Here is an 18760-nt window from a genome sequence, read left to right as displayed (position 1 = left end):
AGGCACCCCGTAGGCGCCGGGCCGCGCAACCCCACCCCCGGCCCACCCCAACGCCGGGGCACCCCACACGGCGCCGGGCCGCGCACCCCCGGCCGACACCAGCGCGGGGCACCCGCAAAGCGCCGGGCCACGTGAATACCCCCGCCCTCACCAGCGCGGGGCACCCATACAGCGCCGGAGCTCGCACAAACGTCCGGCGGCCCGGAAATCCGTTGTCCACAGGCCCCCACACCAAACGCTCTGGCCAGTAATCTCGGCGTTCATGGAGCAGAGGCATCTCGGCCGTACCGGCCTGCGTGTGTCCCGGATCGGGCTCGGGACTCTGACCTGGGGGCGGGACACCGACGAGCACGACGCCACGGACCTCTTGAAGACCTTCTGGGAAGCAGGCGGGACCCTCGTCGACACCGCCGACGTGTACGGCGACGGAGAGTCCGAGTACCTGCTCGGCAAGCTGATGGAGGGACTCGTACCCCGCCGGGACCTCGTCATCTCGACGAAGGCCGGGAGCGTACCCGACCCGGAGCGCCGGTTCGACGGCTCGCGCGGCCATCTGCTCTCCGCCCTGGACGCCTCGCTCGCCCGCCTCGGCACCGACTACGTCGACGTGTGGCACGTCCACGCCTACGACCCCGCCACCCCGCTGGACGAGACACTGGAGGCGCTCGACATCGCCGTCGGCAGCGGGCGCGTGCGCTACGCCGGTGTCTCCAACTTCTGCGGCTGGCAGCTGGCCAAGGCCGCGACCTGGCAGCTCGCCGCGCCGGGCGCGCGGACCCGGCTGGCGAGCACGCAGATGGAGTACTCGCTGCTCCAGCGGGGCGTGGAGCGCGAGGTCCTTCCCGCGGCGCTCGATCTGGGGATCGGACTGTTGCCGTCCTCGCCGCTCGGACGGGGCGTGCTCACCGGCAAGTACCGCAACGACGCCGCGCCGCTGGACTCCCGGGGCGCCTCGGAGCATCTCGCCCCGTTCGTCGCGCCGTATCTCGACGACACGGCGAGCCGCATCGTGGACGCCGTGACCACTGCGGCGGACGGGCTCGCCGTGACCACGCTGCAGGTGGCCCTCGCATGGGTCCGTGACCGGCCCGGTGTGGCCGCCCCCATCATCGGCGCGCGCACCGCGCAGCAGCTCACGGCGGCATTGTCAGTGGAGGCGCTTAGTCTTCCTGACGAGATCTGCCGGGCGCTCGACGATGTGTCGGCGCCCGTGCACCGCTATCCCGATCACGACTGGAGCACGCTGTGAGCACGGAGCCGCCCGAGACCGCGGAGGACGCCGAGGAGCCGGGGACGCCCGCCGAGGGCGCGCAGGTGTCCGAGGGCGCGCAGGTGTCCGAGGCCGAGGCGGAGCTGGCCGCGCAGCGCGTGGAGCGGGAGCGGATCGAGCGGCGGAAGACGGAGCGGGAGGCCCCGATCGAGGCCGGCGGCAAGCTGAGCGGCACGGCCGCGGACCTGCTGGCCGCCGTGCGGGCCGTGGAGAGCGGTGAGAAACCGGCCGCCACCGTGTTCGCGGAGGCCAGGACCGCGCCGCGGCAGCCCGCTCCCGAGCCCGTGCGGCGGGCACCGGAGGCGGCACCCGGCCCGGTGGTTCCGGCCGCCGGTGCCGTCGAGGACGTGCGGGGGGTGCTGGTTCGGGGGGGTGCGCCGGAAGGGCTTGCCGTCCAGGCCGCCGGCGTGTTCGGAGACGGGGGCGCCGACGTGCTGCGCGCCGATCCCTGGCAGTTGCTGCGGGTTCCCGGGGTGCGGCCCGAGCAGGCGGACGGGTTCGCCCGTGCGCTGCTCGGCGCCGGGGCCGGGCCGGACGACGAGCGGCGGGGGCGGGCGGTCACCGTGTGGCTGCTGGAGCAGGCCGCGCTCGCCGGGCACACCGTGCTGGAGATGGCCGCGCTGGTCGCCGCGCTGGGGCGGCAGGGGGTGCCGGAGCCCGAGGAGGTCGTGCAGAACGCCGTCTCGGAGGGGGACGTGCTCGTTTTCCAGGACGCCGTCGGCGAAGCCGGTGACGCCGGGGAGGACGAGGAGCGGCCGGTGCGGGTGCTGGTGGGGCTGGAGCGGTATGCGCTGGCCGAGGAGAGTCTGGCCGACGGGCTGGCCCGGCTGGTCAACTCCGTGACCGGGCAGGACGGCGCGGGTGAGGAGTGGGAGCGGGCGGCCGCCTCGGCGGAGGGTTCCGCGGGTGAGCTGATCCGGGCGGTCGCCGGGCACGGGCTGGTGCTGCACACCGGTGGGGAGGCCTCGCTGGCCGAGCCGGCGGCGCTGGTGGGCGCCGCGCGGGGGCTGGGGTTGCGGGTCTGGGCCGCCGCCCACGGTCCGGTGGGGCGGGCCCGGTTCGCGGGCCTGGTCGAGGGGGCCGGGGTCGCCACCGTCGCGGGGCTGCTGTCCGGTGCCGAGGGACCCGGGCGGGACGCCGACGGGGCGCTGGACGTGGATCTGCTGGTGGTGCTCGACGCCCCGCAGCTGGATGTGGAGACCGCCGCGCTGGTGACGGAGTCGCTGCCGGACGGGGCGCGGCTGGTGCTGGCCGGTGATCCGGGAGTGCTGTGGTCGGTGGGGCCCGGGCGGGTGTTCGCGGATCTGCTGGCGGCGCGGGTCTGCCCGCAGATCGCCTCGCGGCGGCCGGATCCCGGACCGCTGGGCGAACTGGTCTCGGGGATCGGCGTCGGCGAGCTGAACCAGGTGGCGGCGCCCGGCAAGGAGGTCGTCATCGTGCCGGTGCGGGACGCGGGAGAGGCCGTGCACCGGACCGTGCAGCTGGTGGCGGACTCGGTGCCGCGCGCCATCGGGGTGCCGGCCGAGGAGACCCAGGTGATCACCCCGGGGCACGGGGGTGCGGTGGGGACGCGTGCGCTGAACGCGGCGCTGAAGGAGCGGCTGAATCCGGGACCGGGGCGCTTCGGCGGGTTCGATCCGGGTGACCGGGTCGCCTACTCCCCCGCTCCGGGACGTACGCTGCCGGGCCGCGTGGTGCGGGCCGACGGCGAGGGGCTGCACCTGGAGTGCGGGAGCGAGGAGATCCTCGTACCGAGGGAGCGGGTGGAGTCGTCCGTGCGGCACGGGTGGGCGCTGACCGCACACCAGGCGGTGGGCTGCCGGTGGCCCGCGGTGGTCGCGGTGCTGCCCGGTGACGCCGTGCAGGCGCTGAGCCGGCCCTGGGTGTACACGGCGTTCAGCAGGGCCGACCGGCATCTGTCCGTGGTGCACGGCGTGGAGCAGGCGCTGCCGCGTGCCGTGGCCGAGGTGACGGCGAAGCCGCGGACCACCCGGTTGCCGGTACTGCTGGCTCCGCAGGTTCCGGGGGCGGAGGGCTGAGCCGGAGGTGTGCGCGGGCGGCGGCACCGGGGGTGCCGCCGCCGTGCGGGGCGGGTGCGGTCAGCGGTCCGCGTCCAGGGGTTCCAGGTCCCCGTCCTCGTCCAGGCTCGGGTCCAGCTCGTCCGCCAGGTCCTCCTCGTCGTCGTCGAGGTCCTCGTCGTCGTCGAAGACCGCGCTGACGTCGAAGCGGCACACCACCTGCTGCGGGTCCACCTGCTCGAACGGCGCCTCCAGCCACTCGCCGGGTTCCGCGGGGTCGTCCGATGCCGTCACCCAGAGCGTGGAGTCGCCTTCCTCCAGCCCGAACTCCTTGTGCCGGGAGGCGATCTCGTCCGGCTCGAACTCGCCGAACAGCAGGCCGAGCGCGCCGTGGACGGTGCCCGACGCCTCCGAGGTCTCGTCGTCCGCCGCCTCGATCCGCTGGGCGTGCGCGCGCAGCCGCTGGGGTTCCACGACGGCGTAGTCGCGGCGGATCAGCACGCTGAGCGCGGCCGGTTCCTCGGGGCCGGTGTACGGCGGTGCGTCCTCCGCGCCGGGGATCTCGAAGGGGGTGACCTCGTCGTAACGGTCGTAGAGCAGTTCGTCGTACGCCTCCGCGGCCGCGGCCAGCTGGTTGAACGCCTCGTAGACGGCCGGGTCGTCCTCCCCCGACCGGCGTTCGACCGCGGCCAGGTGGCGGTCGAGCGCGGTCTTGACCGCCTCGGCGGCGGCGCGTACCTCGGCAGCGGTGGGCTGCGCAGCATCAGACATAGTGCAGACGCTATCCGTACCGGGGCCCGGCCCGCACAATAGATGCGATGCCGGAATACGAATTTGTCGACGTGCACGTACCGCGCGGGGTCTCCCGTAAGGAGACGACACGTCTGCTGACGGACCATGCAGAGTACGGTCACTGGGAGTTGTACCGCCTGACGCTGATGCGTGACGGCAGTCGCAGGGTGCGGCTGCGGAGGCGGATCATCCGCCAGGTGCGCGCCACCTGGTGATCTTCGACACCCGACCGGAATCACACGACGGAGCGGATCCCGCGGTCGCGGGATCCGCTCCGTGTGTCCGGTGTCACGCGGCGGTCCGTGCCTTGCGGTAGAGGACCGCGCCGGCGAGCAGCGCGCCCGCGCCGACGGGCAGGACGAGGCCCATCGGCAGCTCGCTGCCGGTCTGCGCGAGCTGCGCGTCGTGCCGGGGCTGGGTGAAGGAGTGGGTGCCCGGCCGGTCGCCGGCCGACGGGCGGTCCGGGGTGTGGTCGTCCGGGGTGCCCGGCTCGTCACCGGGGTGCTCGGGGTTGCCGGGGTGCCCGGGGTTGCCGGGGTCACCCGGGTCGCCGGGCCGTCCCGGGCCGTCGTTCGCGCAGTCGTTGCCCTCGGTGGCGTTGCCGGCGCCGAGGATGTCGACGCTGTTGCCGCAGACGTTCACCGGGACGTGGACCGGCACCTGGACGTGGTTGCCGGAGCCCACACCGGGCGATCCCCCGGTGTACCCGTCGGCGTGCGAACCGCCGTGGCCGCCGGAGTCGCCGTAACCGTCCGAGGAGGAGCCACCCTGATGGGCGCAGTCGTTGCCCTGGGCGGCGTTGCCGGCGGCGAGGACGTTGACGCTGTTGCCGCAGACGTTCACCGGGACGTGGACCGGCGCCTGCACCGTGTTCCCGGAGAGCACGCCGGGCGATCCCTCGGTGTACCCGTCGGCGTGCGAACCGCCGTGGCCGCCGGAGTCGCCGTAACCGTCCGAGGAGGAGCCACCCTGATGGGCGCAGGAGTTCCCCACGGACGGGTTGAGAATGCCGACGACGTTGACCGTGTTGCCGCAGACGTTGACCGGTACGTCCACCGGTACCTGCACCGTGTTCCCGGAGAGCACGCCGGGTGAGCCGGCGGCGTGGCCCGTCGCGCCGGAGTCGGCGTGGGCGGCCCCGCTCGCGGCGGCGAGTACGCCTGTGGCGGCCGCCATCGTCATCAGGCCCTTGCGGGTGACCTGTCGCATTGCTGAAATCCCTGCCTTCGACCTGGTGCCGGGAATCGGTGTTCCGACGGATTCCCGGTGTTCCGACGTTCGATGAGACCGGTCGGCCCCGGAGCGCATGGCGCGCGCTCCGGGGCCGACGGGCTCGAGCCCTCAGCGGGCATGCCCTAGAGAGCGAGGCACAACGTCACTTGTTGATGCAGACGTTGCCGAAGGCGGGGTTCAGCAGCCCGATGACGGAGATCGTGTTGCCGCAGACGTTCACGGGGACGTGGATCGGGGCCTGCACGACGTTGCCGGAGAGGACACCCGGGGAGTGCACGGCGGCACCCTGGGCACCGGCGTCGGCGGCGGCCATGCCCGCGCCCGCGAGAACCAGACCACCGGTGGCGGCAGCGACGGCGACGACCTTCTTCAGCATTATTCCTCCTTGTTGGCAAAGCGATCCAAAGTCGCGGATCACATCACGGCTAACGAGGACGGAGTAATGAGGCTACGAGCTTATCGTCGCATTCACTCTTCCCAGTCGACTCCGCACGCCTGCCCGATTATTGAGTTCATCGGGTAACCGTCTCAGGAGGCGTCGAGGAAGCGGTCGAGCACCCGCACACCGAACTTCAGACCGTCCACCGGGACCCGCTCGTCGACCCCGTGGAACATGCCCGCGAAGTCCAGCTCCGGGGGCAGCTTCAGCGGCGCGAAGCCGAAGCCCCGGATACCGAGGTCGTCGAAGGACTTGGCGTCCGTCCCGCCGGAGAGCATGTACGGGACGGCCTTCGCGGCCGGGTCCTCGGCCACCAGCGCGGACTGCATCGCGTCCACCAGGGCTCCGTCGAACGTGGTCTCGACGGCCTTGTCGGAGTGGACGTCCTCGCGCCGCACCTTCGGGCCGAGGATCCGGTCGAGGTCGGCGAGGAACTCCTCCTCGTGTCCGGGCAGGAAACGGCCGTCCACGTGCGCGGTCGCCTCGCCCGGGATGACGTTGACCTTGTAGCCCGCGCCCAGCTGGGTGGGATTGGCGGTGTTGCTCAGCGTCGCGCCGATGAGCTTGGCGATGCCGCCGAGCCTGGCGAGGGTCCCCTCCATGTTCTCCGGGTCGAGCTCGGTTCCGAGGGCGTCGCCCAGTTCGTCGAGGAAGGCCCGGGTCGTCTTCGTGACGCGGACGGGGAACTTGTGCCGGCCGAGGCGCGCGACGGCCTCCGACAGCTCGGTGATGGCGTTGTCACGGTGGATCATCGACCCGTGCCCGGCGGTGCCGGCCACGGTCAGCTTCATCCAGTGCATGCCCTTCTCGGCCGTCTGGATCAGATACAGGCGGCGCTGCTCGCTGACGGTGAACGAGAAGCCGCCCACCTCGCTGATCGCCTCGGTGACGCCTTCGAAGAGGTGCGGGTGGTTGTCGACCAGGTGGCGGGCGCCGTACGTGCCTCCGGCCTCCTCGTCCGCGAGGAAGGCGAGGACGATGTCGCGCGGGGGCTTGCGTCCGCTGCGCAGCCGGTCGCGGACGACCGCGAGGGTCATCGCGTCCATGTCCTTCATGTCGACCGCCCCGCGCCCCCACACGCATCCGTCGGCGATCTCGCCGGAGAAGGGATGGTGGGTCCAGTCGTCGGCGTTGGCCGGTACGACGTCGGTGTGGCCGTGGATGAGCAGCGCGGGCCGGGACGGGTCCTCGCCCTCGATCCGGGCCACCGTGGAGGCGCGTCCCGGGTGCGACTCGAAGATCTGCGGTTCGAGTCCCACCTCGGCGAGCTTCTCGGCGACGTACTCGGCCGCCTTGCGCTCGCCGGGGCCCGAGTGGTCTCCGTAGTTGCTGGTGTCGATCCGGATCAGCTCGCGGCAGAGGTCCACGACCTCGTCCTCACCGGTGACGCTCCTGGCCGTGTCCGTCTCGCTCACGTGCTTCCTCCCGCTGCTGGTGTTCCCGCTGGTGGGTCGTCCCCTCATCCTCTCTCCCCCGCGGGCGCGCCCCAAGACCCGGCCCGGCCCGTCATCCGCCGTTCACGCGACGGCGCGGCCGGGCGGGGTGATCGGCCACCCTGGAACACCTGGTAATGTTTACGTCGTCGCCACGGGGGAAACCCCGCGCGACAGACACCTTGTCCGGGTGGCGGAATGGCAGACGCGCTAGCTTGAGGTGCTAGTGCCCTTTATCGGGCGTGGGGGTTCAAGTCCCCCCTCGGACACCAGCAAGATCACTGAGGGCCCCTGTTACATCAGGGGCCTTCAGTGTTTTCCGCCACGGCCGCCCGTCCCACACCGTACGGCCGGGTCGCGCGAGACCGGGCCCGGGGTGTCTTGCGAGCGCGGGCCGCCGATCAGGGATCGCTCCGCACAGTGCCGGAGCGGCCGTCGACCTCACGCTGGCCGATGCCAGTGGGCGCGAACTGGACCTGGGCACACGGATGAATGCCGACCCGGAGGAGAGCGAGGGCGCCTGCTACACCCATGCCGCCGACATCAGCGAGGAGGCCCGTACCAACCGGAGGCTCCTGGGTTCCGCGCTGGAGGCGGCGGGCCTGGTGAACTACCTCACGGAATGGTGGCACTGGTCGTTCGGAGACCGCTACTGGGCTCTGCTCACGGGCCAGGCCGCCGCTTACTACGGCCCGAAGGAGATCGCACCGCTCGGATGACCGGCCCGGGCTTGCTGGGCCGACCGGTCACACGGCACCTCTCCCGCCTCAGCGGACGCCGTTGCTCGCGCCGGGATTCTCTCCGCGGTTGCTTTCGGGCGGTCCGGGTCAAGCGTCGGTGCTGCGGCACGCGGCGAAGCCGGTGAAGGCCGTCCACGCGACGGGAGTCACGGTGAGCGCAGGGCCAGTGACGATCTTCGAGTCACGGACGTGGACGGCCTGCCGCGAAGTGGCCACCTCTACGCACTCACCGCCCTCTTCACTGCTGTGGCTGCTCTTGATCCACTTCAGTCGAGGCACAGCGGACCCGAACTTGTCGACCTTCACGGCTCTCCCAGCAACTTCTCGACACAGGCAAGGGACTCCCGGGGCGTGAGCGCCTGCGCTCGGAGGATCCCGTACTTCACCTCAAGCCCCCGGACAAGGTGTCGCTCCGTGTGCACGTGGCTCACGTTCTGCACCTCAACGTACGCGATCCTGCGCTCTCCCTTGGTCCCGGTCAAGGTGAAGGGACCGGCCAGTCCTGCGTTCTCCTCTCGTTCCAGAGGCATGACCTGCACCTCGACTGTGGGCTTCTGCCCGATGAGGAGAACCTGCTCCAACTGGCCTCGCAGGATGCCTCGTCCACCGATCGGCCTCCGCAGTACCGACTCGTCGATGACGAAACTCATCAGCGGTGCCGGGCGTTTGATGAAGAGGCTCTGGCGCGCCAGGCGAGCCGCCACGCGCTGATCGATGACTTCCTCGTCCATGGGCGGCCGCATCATCGTGAATACCGCACGCGCGTAGTCCTCCGTCTGCAACAGACCGGGGACCGCCTGGTTCGCGTACACGTGCAACTCGACCGCCTCGGCCTCCAGCCGTGCCGCATCCCGGAAGAACGCCGGATACCGCGCCCGCGCGACCCCTTCCTTCATCGCCCGCAGGACGCCCCCGGCGTCCAGTACCTCGTCCGCCTTGTCGATCAGCTCCGGTTTGGGAATGCGCCGGCCGAGTTCGACCGACGTGATCTGGTCCTCGCCGTAACCGAGCCGGGACCCCAGCTCCCTCCGCGTCAGCCCGGCCCGCTCCCGCAGGAGCTCCATCTGCCGCCCGAAGCACCGCAGGAAGCTCGCCCCGTCGTCCTGTTCCACCATGCCCGCCGCCTCCGGCACCTCATCACCCACGGTTCTGGTATGCGGCCGTACAGGCTGAGGCCGTGCACGCAGCGCGAGGCGTCACGCTACGCGCAGTGATGAAGGGCTGTTTCCCCGAACGCCCACAAGTTCCCTCGTACGAGAACTCGCCTCTGTGTGTACACACTTGGCAGCCACCTGTACAGCCCCAGCCAGTACAGGCGTTTCCGCTGGTCAGCGCCGTGTTGCCTTCGGCAGGCTCACCGCCATGAAAACCTCGGACACCACCAGTTCATGAGGCATCCGACGACGCGGAGTCCGGCCGGGGACTGCTCCTGGTGGCCCGGCCGGCCACCCGTTGGGGCACCGCCCCGCGGCCCGCCGCACCCGGCAAGACCATCTGGGCGGAGCTCACGCCAGGACGCCGCGGGGCGACAGAATCCTGAGTCCCGTTGTCCCGCCGCCGCACACGGTCAGCTGCCCTGACCCCACCGGGCGGTCTACCAGAAGCCGTACCGCCGGTCTGCGTGCTCCGAAAGGATGTCGCTTCCCCCTGCCCATCTCACCCCGCAGACATGGCACTCGACATGCCATTCGTCACTTGGCTCCCGGAAGATCATCCTGCCCCGCTGCCCCACGCCCGGGCACTGCTTCCCCACGTCCGGGTCAAGGTTCAGCCCCAAAGACGAGAGCCCGTAGAGCACCTGCTGGACCAGCTCCTCATCTGCCATCAACTCCCGTTGTGCATCCACCCGGTACAGGACCGTCCCATCATCACCGCGTCCCTGATGGAGGGTGACTTCGAAGTCGGTTGCCCGGCTGTCCGGATCGAGTGGGCGGGAAAGCACGGTGAAGGTCCATGACCGCGCCCGGGAGGAGGGAGCATGGCTGCCCGGGATCAACACGAACGCCTCATGGTGCCGAAGGCGTCGGCGCATGCGCACGGCGATCCCTCCGTCTCGGAGTGTGCGCCACGGAGGCTCACTTTCGACGTGCGTACTGTCCCGCAGCAAGGACTGTCGCAGTTCGCTGTAGTCGACGGCAACCCGAGCCATCGCCGACGCACTGTCTGCGACCTGGGTGTCTGTTTCCGCGATGCCGTTCAGTTCGTAGGACGCGGTCAGCTGCCGACGGACGGCGGATCCCAGAAAGGGATCCACTGCACCCAGCCCCCATGCTCTCTCCGCTGCTTCCACGGCGAACAACGCACCGCGGCGCCCGTCGCGCCGACGGAGCGGCTGAAGTTCCTTTTCGTGGCGGCCACTCTCTTCCGCGTGGAACAGTTCGAGGAGTATCCAGCGCTCCTCGCTGCCCGACTCCGTCGCTGCCAGGAGTTCCACCGGAAGGGAATCGGCCGTCCCCATATGCCAGAGGTGAACTGCCGCTTCCACTCTCTCCCTCAACGGCCATCCAGATGTTGAAGCGATGACCCTTATGAGTTCAGGCTTGTCATTGGCAAACGACTCAAGGCAGTCGTGGTCGCAATCTCCCGTCCATAGATGACTCACCACAAAGCCGTCCATATACGTTCTGATCAAGTCGGGTGCAGCGCTTCCACCTTGCCTCAGTACCTGAAGTGCCGCCCTCAGCCGAATCTCCATCGGCATGTCGACACAGCCGACAAGCACTTCTGCCAGATCCTCAATGCCATCCGGCACACGGGCAAGCTCGGGCCGCCGCAGAGCGACGCCCGCATCGGAAAGTGCACCCCACAACCGGTAACCGCCACGGTCGTGTTCCACATGCTCCGCAAGCCACGTGGCCAGGCTCAGCAGGCGCCCTCCACGGGGAAGGACTATCTCGCTCAGCAGGTCGTCGAGATCCGGCTCATCAACCGCTTGATCCAGAAGGCACTTCCAAGCAAGTGCCTTCGCCACCTGGGCTGTACCGACAGCGGGGTTTGTCCGCGCGAGTTCCTCCAGGTGGGCGAGCCGTACCGTGTTGTCTTCCTGCCGTTGCTCAAAGGAGCGAAAATCAATCATCGTCCACCATCTCGCGCTCGTCGTCCAGTGCCTGCCGCCCGCGCGGGACCGAAGCCGTACCGTCCTCTTCAAGCGATCAACGTCAGAGACACACAGCCGGTTCCAGTGCCCCTCGTGTCGCATACTCGCAACGGGCAGAGGGATTGGAGCGAATGTTCCACCGGTTGGCCTGCTCACCTCGCTTTTCGCACCCTCCGAGTGGGAGAAACGCTCCAATCACCAGCCGATGAACCCGCACACCCTCCCGGGATGGCGTCGGGCTTCGGCGCCGACCGGGCAGAATGGTCGTCATGACCACACGTTCCTGCCCCTGCGGGCTCCCCGAGCCGTACGAGGCGTGCTGCGGGCGGTTCCACAACGGGGCCGCCGCCGCTCCCACCGCCGAGCGGCTGATGCGGTCGCGGTACTGCGCGTTCGTGCGGCGGGACGGGGCGTACCTGCTGCGGAGCTGGCATCCGGGGACGCGGCCGGAGCGGATCGACTTCGACCCCGGGACGCGGTGGACCGGGTTGGAGATCCTGGACACCGACGGCGGGTCCGCGTTCCACTCCACCGGGACGGTGACCTTCCGGGCCTCCTACCGGGGCGGCTCGCTGCACGAGCGCAGCCGGTTCGAGCGGGTCGACGGGGTCTGGGTGTACGTCGACGGGGAGTTCTTCGACTGACAGGTCGCGTACCGGCCAGTACGGCAGATTGGCTGTTTCTCGTCTGCCTGATCACTCCCTTCGGGCGCTTAATGGTGCTCCCGCGCGATACGCGGGTGCGGGTGACGGGCGAGTCGGGGGCGGCCATGAACCACACGGGAAACGTCGGCGCACCGCTGCCCCAGCCGCCGTCCCAGCCTCCCCCGTTGCCACCGGCTCCCCCTAGGGGTGGCCCTCTGGTCCTCCGGGTCAGCCGCCGCGTGCTGTGGGTGGGGACGGCTGCCGTCCCGCTGCACAACATCGCCTGGGTCGACGCCTTCCGGCTCAAGCCCGACTGGGGCGCGGCCTTCCTCCGCTTCCTGAAGTGGCTGTTCGGCGCCGTCCTGGTCTACGTCGTGATCAACTACGCCGACGGGGGCGACGCGCGCCTCGGGGAGAACGGCAGCCCCGCGGTCGTCGTCTTCCTGATCGGCCTGTTCATCACCCTCACCGAGCTGTTCTCGTCGAAGAAGCCGGTGCTGGTCGTCGAGATGAACAGCGGCTCCCGGGTGATCGTGACCCTGCCGACCGTGGACGAGCTGCGGCAGATCGCCGGACGGATCGTGGACGCGATCGACAATCCGGCAGCCGAGTTCACCGCCATCGTGCAGCAGTTCAACAGCCGTCACACGAACAACTACGGACCCGTCATCAACATGACCGGCGGCCGGGAGAACACGGGGTTCAAGCTGTGAGCGGGGAATCGAACTACTACGGGCCCGTGGTCAACATGACCGGCGGCCGCCAGAACATCGGCATCAACCACGGCGGTACGGCCCAGGACGCCGAGCTGCGCGCCGCCATCGAGCAGCTCACCGGACTCCTGGGGGAACTGCGCCCGTATCTCGCCCCGGACCAGGACCGGGCCGTCGGGGACGCGCTGCCCGAGCTCGTTCCCGACCGGGACGCCCTGCGCGAGCGCGGCGTCGTCCTGGCGTCCCTCGCGCAGATCGCGGCGACCGTCGGCGAGGTGGGGCGGCCCGCCGTGGACGCCGTGGGCCGGCTGCTCGCGCTGCTGGGCTGAGGTTCCGGGAAGCGGCTCTCAGGGCGCCAGGATGTCCAGTTCCTGGAGGGCGCCCTCGGTGATCTCGCGGGTCAGTTTCTCCGCGCGGGCGGCGTCGCGTTCGCGGACCGCCTCCGCGAGCCGGACGTGCAGGGTGACGGCGGCGGGGTCGGGGTCCTCGAACATCACGTCGTGGTGGGTGCGGCCGGACAGCACCTCGGCGACGACGTCGCCGAGGCGGGCGAACATCTCGTTGCCCGAGGCGGTCAGGATCACGCGGTGGAACGCCACGTCGTGGAAGAGGTAGCCCTCCAGGCGGTGACCGCTGGAGTTGGCGACCATGCCGAGGGCGCATTCGGTGAGTTCGGCGCACTGTTCGGGGGTGGCGTAACGGGCGGCCAGGCCCGCCGCGACCGGTTCGATCGCCGAGCGCAGCACCGTGAGGGAGCGCAGTTGGCGGGGGCGGTCCGCGCCGGCCAGGCGCCAGCGGATGACCTGCGGGTCGTACACGTTCCACTCGGGGGTCGGCAGGACCGTCACGCCGACGCGGCGCCGGGACTCGACCAGGTGCATGGACTCCAGGACGCGGACGACCTCGCGCATCACGGAACGCGACACGTCGAAACGCTGTGCGAGTTCGTCGGTGCGCAGGACACTGCCGGGCGGATACTCGCCGGCGGTGATCTCGGGGCCGAGGGTGTCCAGTACGCGGCCGTGCAGCCCCCGGCCCGTGGTGCTCATGCACTCAGAGTACGGGGCAGGTCACGGGAACAAAAAGTCAGACTTATATGTCACAGGCTCTTGAATTCGTCGTACCTAATGAGCTTCAGTTGCGTCGACATCAGGTGTCGACGAAGACAGCGGACAGTGAGGCAGCGATGAAGACCCCCCATGTCGTCGTGGTCATGGGCGTCGCGGGCACCGGGAAGACCACCATCGGTCCCCTGCTCGCGGCCCGGTTCGGCGTTCCGTACGCCGAGGGCGACGACTTCCACCCGCCGGCCAACATCGCCAAGATGTCGGCCGGTACCCCGCTCACCGACGACGACCGGTGGCCCTGGCTGGACGCCATCGGCGACTGGGCGCACGGCCGGGCCGGTCTCGGCGGGGTGGTCAGCTGCTCGGCGCTGAAGCGGTCGTACCGCGACCGGCTGCGGGCCGCCGCGCCCGGCGTGGTCTTCGTGCACCTCTCCGGTGACCGCGCGCTCGTCGAGGACCGGATGTCGCACCGCCAGGGCCACTTCATGCCCACGGCACTGCTCGACTCCCAGTTCGCCACGCTCCAGCCGCTGGAGCCGGACGAGGCCGGAGTCGCCGTGGACGTGGCGGGCAGCCCCGAGGAGATCACCGGACGGGCGGCCACCGCCCTGGACGCCCTCCCCGAGCCGACCCCGTAGGTCCCTGACCGGACCCCAGTTCCCGGGGCGCCCCCACCTCCCCGGTTCCTCCCCGAACCCCCCGTACACACAAGGAACCACCGTGACCAGACTCAGCGTTGAGATGCTGGCAGCGGACGCACCCGAGCCGATCACCTCGGCCGGCCACGCCCAGCTGGGCGTGGCCGTGCTCCTGGGCATCGCCGTCATCGTCCTGCTCATCACCAAGTTCAAGCTGCACGCCTTCCTGTCCCTGACCATCGGGACACTGGCGCTCGGCGCCTTCGCCGGCGCGCCGCTCGACAAGGTCATCACCAGCTTCAGTGCCGGACTCGGCTCCACCGTCGCCGGTGTGGGCGTGCTGATCGCCCTCGGTGCGATCCTCGGCAAGATGCTCGCCGACTCCGGCGGCGCCGACCAGATCGTCGACACCATCCTCGCCAAGGCGGGCGGCCGTTCCATGCCGTGGGCGATGGTGCTGATCGCCTCGGTGATCGGTCTGCCGCTGTTCTTCGAGGTCGGCGTGGTGCTGCTGATCCCGGTGGTGCTGATGGTCGCCAAGCGCGGCAACTACTCCCTGATGCGCATCGGCATCCCGGCGCTCGCCGGTCTGTCCGTGATGCACGGTCTGGTGCCGCCGCACCCCGGTCCGCTGGTCGCGATCGACGCCGTCGGCGCCAACCTCGGTGTGACGCTGGCGCTGGGCGTGCTCGTCGCGATACCGACGGTCGTCATCGCCGGTCCGCTGTTCTCGAAGTACGCCGCCCGCTGGGTGGACGTCCCGGCCCCGGAGCGGATGATCCCGCAGCGGCCCTCCGAGGACCTGGAGAAGCGTCCGAGCTTCGGCGCGACGCTGGCCACGATCCTGCTGCCGGTCGTGCTGATGCTGGCCAAGGCGCTGGTCGACATCGTCATCGACGACCCCGAGAACAGCGTGCAGCGCGTGTTCGACGTGATCGGCTCCCCGCTGATCGCGCTGCTCGCGGCCGTGCTGGTCGGCATCTTCACCCTCGGCATGCCCGCCGGGTTCAGCAAGGAGCGGATGCAGCAGCTGGTCGAGAAGAGTCTCGCGCCGATCGCGGGCATCCTGCTGATCGTCGGCGCGGGCGGCGGTTTCAAGCAGACTCTGATCGACACCGGCGTGGGCCGGATGATCCTGGAGATCTCCGAGGACTGGTCGATCCCGGCGCTGCTGCTGGCCTGGCTGATCGCGGTGGCGATCCGGCTGGCGACCGGTTCGGCGACGGTGGCGACCGTCTCGGCGGCCGGTCTGGTGGCGCCGCTGGCGGCCGACATGTCGACCACGCACGCGGCCCTGCTGGTGCTGGCGATCGGTGCCGGTTCGCTGTTCTTCAGCCATGTCAACGATGCCGGGTTCTGGCTGGTGAAGGAGTACTTCGGGCTGAACGTCGGGCAGACGATCAAGACCTGGTCGATCATGGAGACGATCATCTCGGTGGTCGCCGGTGCTCTGGTGCTGCTGCTGTCGCTGATCATTTAGCTGATCATTCGGCTGATCATTCGGCTGAAGAGCGTGCGCCTACGGCCCATCCGCTCCCCCTCGGGGCGCGGGTGGGCCCGTGTCGTCTCAGGGGCGCCACAGCGGGTGTTCGCGCTCCGCCCAGTCGCGGTCGACGGAGCCCGTGCGCATGCCGCGGCGGGCCTCGGGGTCCGCCAGGGCCATGCCGATGTGCCCGGCGAGGACGATGCCGATGGTCAGCGCCAGCCAGTCGTGGACGAAGGTCGCGCTGGTGCGCCACACCAGCGGGGTGAGGTGGGTGAACCACATCAGCAGTCCGGTGCCGAGCATGACCAGTGTGGCGCCCGCGATCCAGGCCGCGTAGACCTTCTGGCCGGCGTTGAACTTGCCGGCCGGGCGGGACGAGCGGCGCCTGTCGCGGCGCAGGGCGGCCCGCAGCCAGGTCCGGTCGTGCGGGCCGAAGCGGTTGAGGCGGCCCAGGTCGGCGCGGAAGGCGCGGGAGGCGAGACCGGCGAGGACGGGGACGGGCAGGGCGAGCCCGGACCACTGGTGGAGGGTGACGACGAGGGCGCGGCGGCCCACGAGCTGGGCGAGCTGGGGGACGTAGAGGCAGGCGGCCGTGACCACGCAGACGCCCATCAGTACGGCCGTGGCGCGGTGCACCCGGCGTGCGGCGCGGCCGAAGCGCCGTACGGCGGTGGCGGCGGGCGGGGTGTCAGTCCGTGGGCTCATCGTCGCGTCCGTTCGAGCGGCCGACCCAGGCGTCGATGTCGTAGCCGCGCTCCTCCCAGTAGCCGGGTTCGACGTCCTCGGTGACGGTGATGCCGGAGAGCCACTTGGCGGACTTGTAGAAGTACATGGGGGCCACGTAGAGGCGGACCGGGCCGCCGTGGGCGTGGGCGATGTCCTGGTCCCGCATGCGCAGGGCGACCAGGACGTCGGCGCGGCGGGCCTGGTCGAGGGTGAGGCTCTCGGAGTACGCGCCGTCGAAGCAGGTGAAGCGCACCGCCCCGGCCGAAGGGCGCACTCCCGCGGCGTCCAGGAGCCGGGACAGGCGCACCCCCTCGAACGGCGTGTCCGGCACCCGCCAGCCGGTGACGCACTGGACGTCCCGGACCGTGCGGGTCTGCGGCAGGGCCTTCAGCCCGGCCAGGGTGTAGGAGGTGGGGCGGTCGACGAGGCCGTCGACCGTGAGGCGGTAGGTGTCGGCGTTCTTCCGCGGGACGGAGGAGGTGACCGAGTAGTAGCGGAAGCCGCCGCCGTTGGGGAGCAGTCCGGTCAGGCCGGTGGGGTCCTTGTCGGAGGCTCCGGCGAGGAAGGATTCCAGGCCGCGCTGGAGGGTGGGCGCGGCGACCACGCCGAGGGCGCCCAGACCGAGGGTGCCGAGAAAGACACGGCGGCCGATGGGTTTGCCTCGCGCGTCCCCCTCGTCAGGGGGACGCGGCGGCTGTTCGGAGTTCACTCCTCCATTCGAGCACCCGCGTCCCCGTCGGACCAGGGAGCGCGGGTGCCCGTCAGACTTTCGTAAGCGTCTCTCCTACGAGGTGCGCTCGGCCTCCTTCTCCAGCTGGAACGCCTCGTTGCCGAGCCCGATGCGGGCGTGCTTCTCGGGGGCGCGGGCACGCAGGACCGCGCCCTGGACCAGGCCGACGACCAGGGCGAGTCCGATGATGCCGGGCAGGATCCAGCTCAGCGAGGAGTCGGGGCCCGCGCCGACCAGGACGTCGAAGTCCTTGACCGTGTAGCCCGCGATGACGACCAGGGCGATGCCCGCCAGCGCGGAGGTGACCAGCCGCCAGCTCTGCGCGCCCGCGGCGCCGCGGCGGACGAAGAAGACGACGACGGACAGGGAGGCGATGGCCATCAGCACGATCACGCCGAGGGCGCCGATGTTGCCGCCCCAGGTGAACAGGTGCAGGACGGGCGCGGTCGGGTCGCCGGTGGGCTTGTCGTCGGTGAGCGCGAAGGCGAGGACCAGCACGGCGGCGATGGCGGTCTGGAGCAGGGAGCCGGTGCCGGGGGCGCCGCTGGTGCCGGTGGTGCGGCCGAAGGCGGCGGGCAGCAGGCCCTCGCGGCCCATGGCGAAGGCGTACCGGGCGACGACGTTGTGGAAGCTGAGCATGGCCGCGAACATGCCGGTCACGAAGAGGATGTGCAGGACGTCGGTGAAGGTACCGCCGAGCCGGTCCTCGGTGAGGAAGAACAGCAGACCGGCGCTCTGTTCCCGGGAGGCGCCGACGATCCCGGCGGGGCCGGTGGCGACGGTGAGCGCCCAGCTGCTGAGGGCGAAGAAGACGGCGACGCCGGTGACCGCGAGGAACATCACGCGCGGCACGACCTCGTGCGGCTTGCTGGTCTCCTCGGCGTAGACGGGGGCCTGTTCGAAGCCGAGGAAGGCGGCGATGCAGAAGCACAGGGCGGTGCCGACGCCGGCGCCGGTGAGCGTGTCCGGGTTGAAGGCGTGCAGCGACAGGCCCTCCTTGCCCGGGTCGGCGACGGCGGCGATGTCGAAGACGACGACCAGCAGCACCTCGATGACCAGCAGCACGCCGAGCACGCGCGCGTTGACGTCGATCTTCAGCCAGCCCAGCGCGCCGACGGCGAGGACGGCCACGAGCGCCGGTATCCACCAGGCGACCTCGAGGTCGGCGTAGGTGGCGAAGAGGCCGGAGACCTCGAAGCCGAAGATGCCGTAGATGCCGACCTGGAGGGAGTTGTAGGCGACGAGCGCGACCAGGGCGGCACCCGATCCGGCGGTGCCGCCGAGGCCGCGGGAGATGTAGGCGTAGAAGGCGCCGGCGTTGTGGACGTGCCGGCTCATCTCGGCGTAGCCGAGGCTGAAGAGGACCAGTACGACGCCGAGGGCCACGAAGAGCAGCGGCTGGCCGACGATGCCCATCACCGCGAATGTGGTGGGCATGACACCGGCGACCACCATGAGGGGGGCGGTCGCGGCGAGGACGGAGAGCAGCAGGCCCCCCGTGCCGAGGCGGTCGGCGCGCAGGGCGCGCTCCTGCCCCTTGAAGGTGCTGATGCCGTCGGCTGCCGCTCTGCTCCTGCTCGAAGTGCTCGAACTGTCCGTCGTCATCGAAAGGCCGTCCTTGGTCGGTTGTGGTTGCGGGGGGGGGTGCCTCTATGTCTTTCGTCAAGGCGCCCAGGTTGGGTTTGGGGTGCTTTGGTCTGCTGGGGTCATGCGGCGAGTTCGACGTCTTCGGGG

At 70.6% G+C, this 18760-nt stretch carries 19 protein-coding genes, 1 tRNA gene and 1 pseudogene; 10 read left to right on the top strand and 11 right to left on the bottom strand.

Annotated elements, in window-relative coordinates; all coding sequences use genetic code 11:
- The first annotated feature begins 262 nt into the window (after positions 1 to 262).
- Together ACIA6T_RS35195 and ACIA6T_RS35190 are read left to right on the top strand one after the other, a co-directional pair.
- Positions 263 to 1249, top strand: a complete 987-nt coding sequence (locus ACIA6T_RS35195; RefSeq protein ID WP_399450574.1) for an aldo/keto reductase — start codon at positions 263 to 265, stop codon at positions 1247 to 1249.
- On the top strand, positions 1246 to 3309 hold the full coding sequence (locus ACIA6T_RS35190) for a helix-hairpin-helix domain-containing protein (RefSeq protein ID WP_399450573.1): 2064 nt from the start codon (positions 1246 to 1248) through the stop codon (positions 3307 to 3309). The genes ACIA6T_RS35195 and ACIA6T_RS35190 overlap by 4 nt, the downstream gene beginning before the upstream one ends.
- A 60-nt stretch (positions 3310 to 3369) precedes the next feature.
- Here the strand turns inward: ACIA6T_RS35190 and ACIA6T_RS35185 are convergent, their stop codons facing one another.
- Positions 3370 to 4059, bottom strand: coding sequence for a hypothetical protein (locus tag ACIA6T_RS35185; protein ID WP_399450572.1), 690 nt, complete (start codon positions 4057 to 4059; stop codon positions 3370 to 3372).
- A 47-nt stretch (positions 4060 to 4106) separates the two neighbouring features.
- Here ACIA6T_RS35185 and ACIA6T_RS35180 point away from each other — a divergent pair, with 47 nt between their 5' ends.
- Positions 4107 to 4295 carry a DUF5703 family protein gene (locus ACIA6T_RS35180; RefSeq protein ID WP_030867220.1) on the top strand — a complete coding sequence of 63 codons (189 nt, stop codon included), beginning with the start codon at positions 4107 to 4109 and terminating at the stop codon, positions 4293 to 4295.
- Between the two features lie 73 nt (positions 4296 to 4368).
- On the opposite strand, the gene ACIA6T_RS35175 is transcribed toward ACIA6T_RS35180, so the two are convergent.
- The 3 genes from ACIA6T_RS35175 to ACIA6T_RS35165 form a co-directional block, all read right to left on the bottom strand.
- Positions 4369 to 5289, bottom strand: coding sequence for a chaplin (locus tag ACIA6T_RS35175; RefSeq protein ID WP_399450571.1), 921 nt, complete (start codon positions 5287 to 5289; stop codon positions 4369 to 4371).
- Positions 5290 to 5455: 166 nt separating this feature from the next.
- On the bottom strand, positions 5456 to 5689 hold the full coding sequence (chpH, locus tag ACIA6T_RS35170) for a chaplin ChpH (protein ID WP_385055842.1): 234 nt from the start codon (positions 5687 to 5689) through the stop codon (positions 5456 to 5458).
- 152 nt (positions 5690 to 5841) lie between these two features.
- Positions 5842 to 7167, bottom strand: coding sequence for a M20/M25/M40 family metallo-hydrolase (locus ACIA6T_RS35165; protein WP_399450570.1), 1326 nt, complete (start codon positions 7165 to 7167; stop codon positions 5842 to 5844).
- A gap of 202 nt (positions 7168 to 7369) precedes the next feature.
- Between ACIA6T_RS35165 and ACIA6T_RS35160 the strand changes: the two genes are divergently transcribed.
- Positions 7370 to 7457, top strand: a tRNA-Leu gene (locus ACIA6T_RS35160).
- Positions 7458 to 7592: 135 nt separating this feature from the next.
- Positions 7593 to 7904, top strand: a pseudogene (locus ACIA6T_RS35155) (M15 family metallopeptidase); the annotation flags it as partial.
- A 108-nt stretch (positions 7905 to 8012) separates the two neighbouring features.
- On the opposite strand, the gene ACIA6T_RS35150 reads toward ACIA6T_RS35155, so the two are convergent.
- From ACIA6T_RS35150 to ACIA6T_RS35140, 3 genes are all read right to left on the bottom strand, one after another.
- Positions 8013 to 8231, bottom strand: coding sequence for a DUF397 domain-containing protein (locus tag ACIA6T_RS35150; RefSeq protein ID WP_399450569.1), 219 nt, complete (start codon positions 8229 to 8231; stop codon positions 8013 to 8015).
- The gene (locus tag ACIA6T_RS35145) at positions 8228 to 9040 is read right to left on the bottom strand and encodes a helix-turn-helix domain-containing protein (protein WP_399450575.1); all 813 of its coding nucleotides are present in this window, start codon (positions 9038 to 9040) and stop codon (positions 8228 to 8230) included. Before ACIA6T_RS35145 ends, ACIA6T_RS35150 begins: the two co-directional genes overlap by 4 nt.
- A gap of 479 nt (positions 9041 to 9519) precedes the next feature.
- Positions 9520 to 11001, bottom strand: coding sequence for a hypothetical protein (locus ACIA6T_RS35140; protein ID WP_399450568.1), 1482 nt, complete (start codon positions 10999 to 11001; stop codon positions 9520 to 9522).
- Between the two features lie 290 nt (positions 11002 to 11291).
- On the opposite strand from ACIA6T_RS35140, the gene ACIA6T_RS35135 reads away from it, so the two are divergent.
- The 3 genes from ACIA6T_RS35135 (at position 11292) to ACIA6T_RS35125 (ending at position 12708) form a co-directional block, all read left to right on the top strand.
- A complete protein-coding gene (locus ACIA6T_RS35135; RefSeq protein ID WP_399450567.1) occupies positions 11292 to 11666 on the top strand; it encodes a YchJ family protein in 375 nt (124 codons plus the stop codon).
- Positions 11667 to 11791: 125 nt separating this feature from the next.
- Entirely contained in the window at positions 11792 to 12379 is a 588-nt protein-coding gene (locus ACIA6T_RS35130; protein WP_399450566.1) for a DUF6232 family protein, read from the top strand.
- Positions 12376 to 12708 (top strand): hypothetical protein, encoded by a 333-nt coding sequence (locus ACIA6T_RS35125; protein ID WP_399450565.1) that lies wholly within the window; start codon positions 12376 to 12378, stop codon positions 12706 to 12708. Before ACIA6T_RS35130 ends, ACIA6T_RS35125 begins: the two co-directional genes overlap by 4 nt.
- Positions 12709 to 12726: 18 nt before the next feature.
- Here the strand turns inward: ACIA6T_RS35125 and ACIA6T_RS35120 are convergent, their stop codons facing one another.
- Complete coding sequence (locus ACIA6T_RS35120) at positions 12727 to 13428, bottom strand: FadR/GntR family transcriptional regulator (protein ID WP_399450564.1); 702 nt, start codon at positions 13426 to 13428, stop codon at positions 12727 to 12729.
- Positions 13429 to 13565: 137 nt separating this feature from the next.
- Between ACIA6T_RS35120 and ACIA6T_RS35115 the strand changes: the two genes are divergently transcribed.
- A complete protein-coding gene (locus ACIA6T_RS35115) occupies positions 13566 to 14084 on the top strand; it encodes a gluconokinase (RefSeq protein ID WP_399450563.1) in 519 nt (172 codons plus the stop codon).
- A gap of 82 nt (positions 14085 to 14166) precedes the next feature.
- Positions 14167 to 15564: a gluconate:H+ symporter gene (locus ACIA6T_RS35110; protein WP_399450562.1), complete on the top strand. Its 1398-nt coding sequence runs from the start codon at positions 14167 to 14169 to the stop codon at positions 15562 to 15564.
- Between the two features lie 87 nt (positions 15565 to 15651).
- Here the strand turns inward: ACIA6T_RS35110 and ACIA6T_RS35105 are convergent, their stop codons facing one another.
- The 3 genes from ACIA6T_RS35105 to ACIA6T_RS35095 form a co-directional block, all read right to left on the bottom strand.
- Positions 15652 to 16275, bottom strand: a complete 624-nt coding sequence (locus tag ACIA6T_RS35105) for a cytochrome b/b6 domain-containing protein (protein WP_399450561.1) — start codon at positions 16273 to 16275, stop codon at positions 15652 to 15654.
- Positions 16259 to 17005, bottom strand: a complete 747-nt coding sequence (locus ACIA6T_RS35100) for a molybdopterin-dependent oxidoreductase (protein WP_399450560.1) — start codon at positions 17003 to 17005, stop codon at positions 16259 to 16261. The genes ACIA6T_RS35105 and ACIA6T_RS35100 overlap by 17 nt, the downstream gene beginning before the upstream one ends.
- Before the next feature lie 75 nt (positions 17006 to 17080).
- Positions 17081 to 18631, bottom strand: a complete 1551-nt coding sequence (locus ACIA6T_RS35095) for an APC family permease (RefSeq protein WP_399450559.1) — start codon at positions 18629 to 18631, stop codon at positions 17081 to 17083.
- Positions 18632 to 18760: the final 129 nt, after the last annotated feature.

The organism is Streptomyces sp. NPDC051740 (assembly GCF_044453165.1).
In the GTDB taxonomy this organism is placed as follows: domain Bacteria; phylum Actinomycetota; class Actinomycetes; order Streptomycetales; family Streptomycetaceae; genus Streptomyces; species Streptomyces atrovirens.
This window is presented reverse-complemented; position numbering and strand designations above follow the sequence as displayed.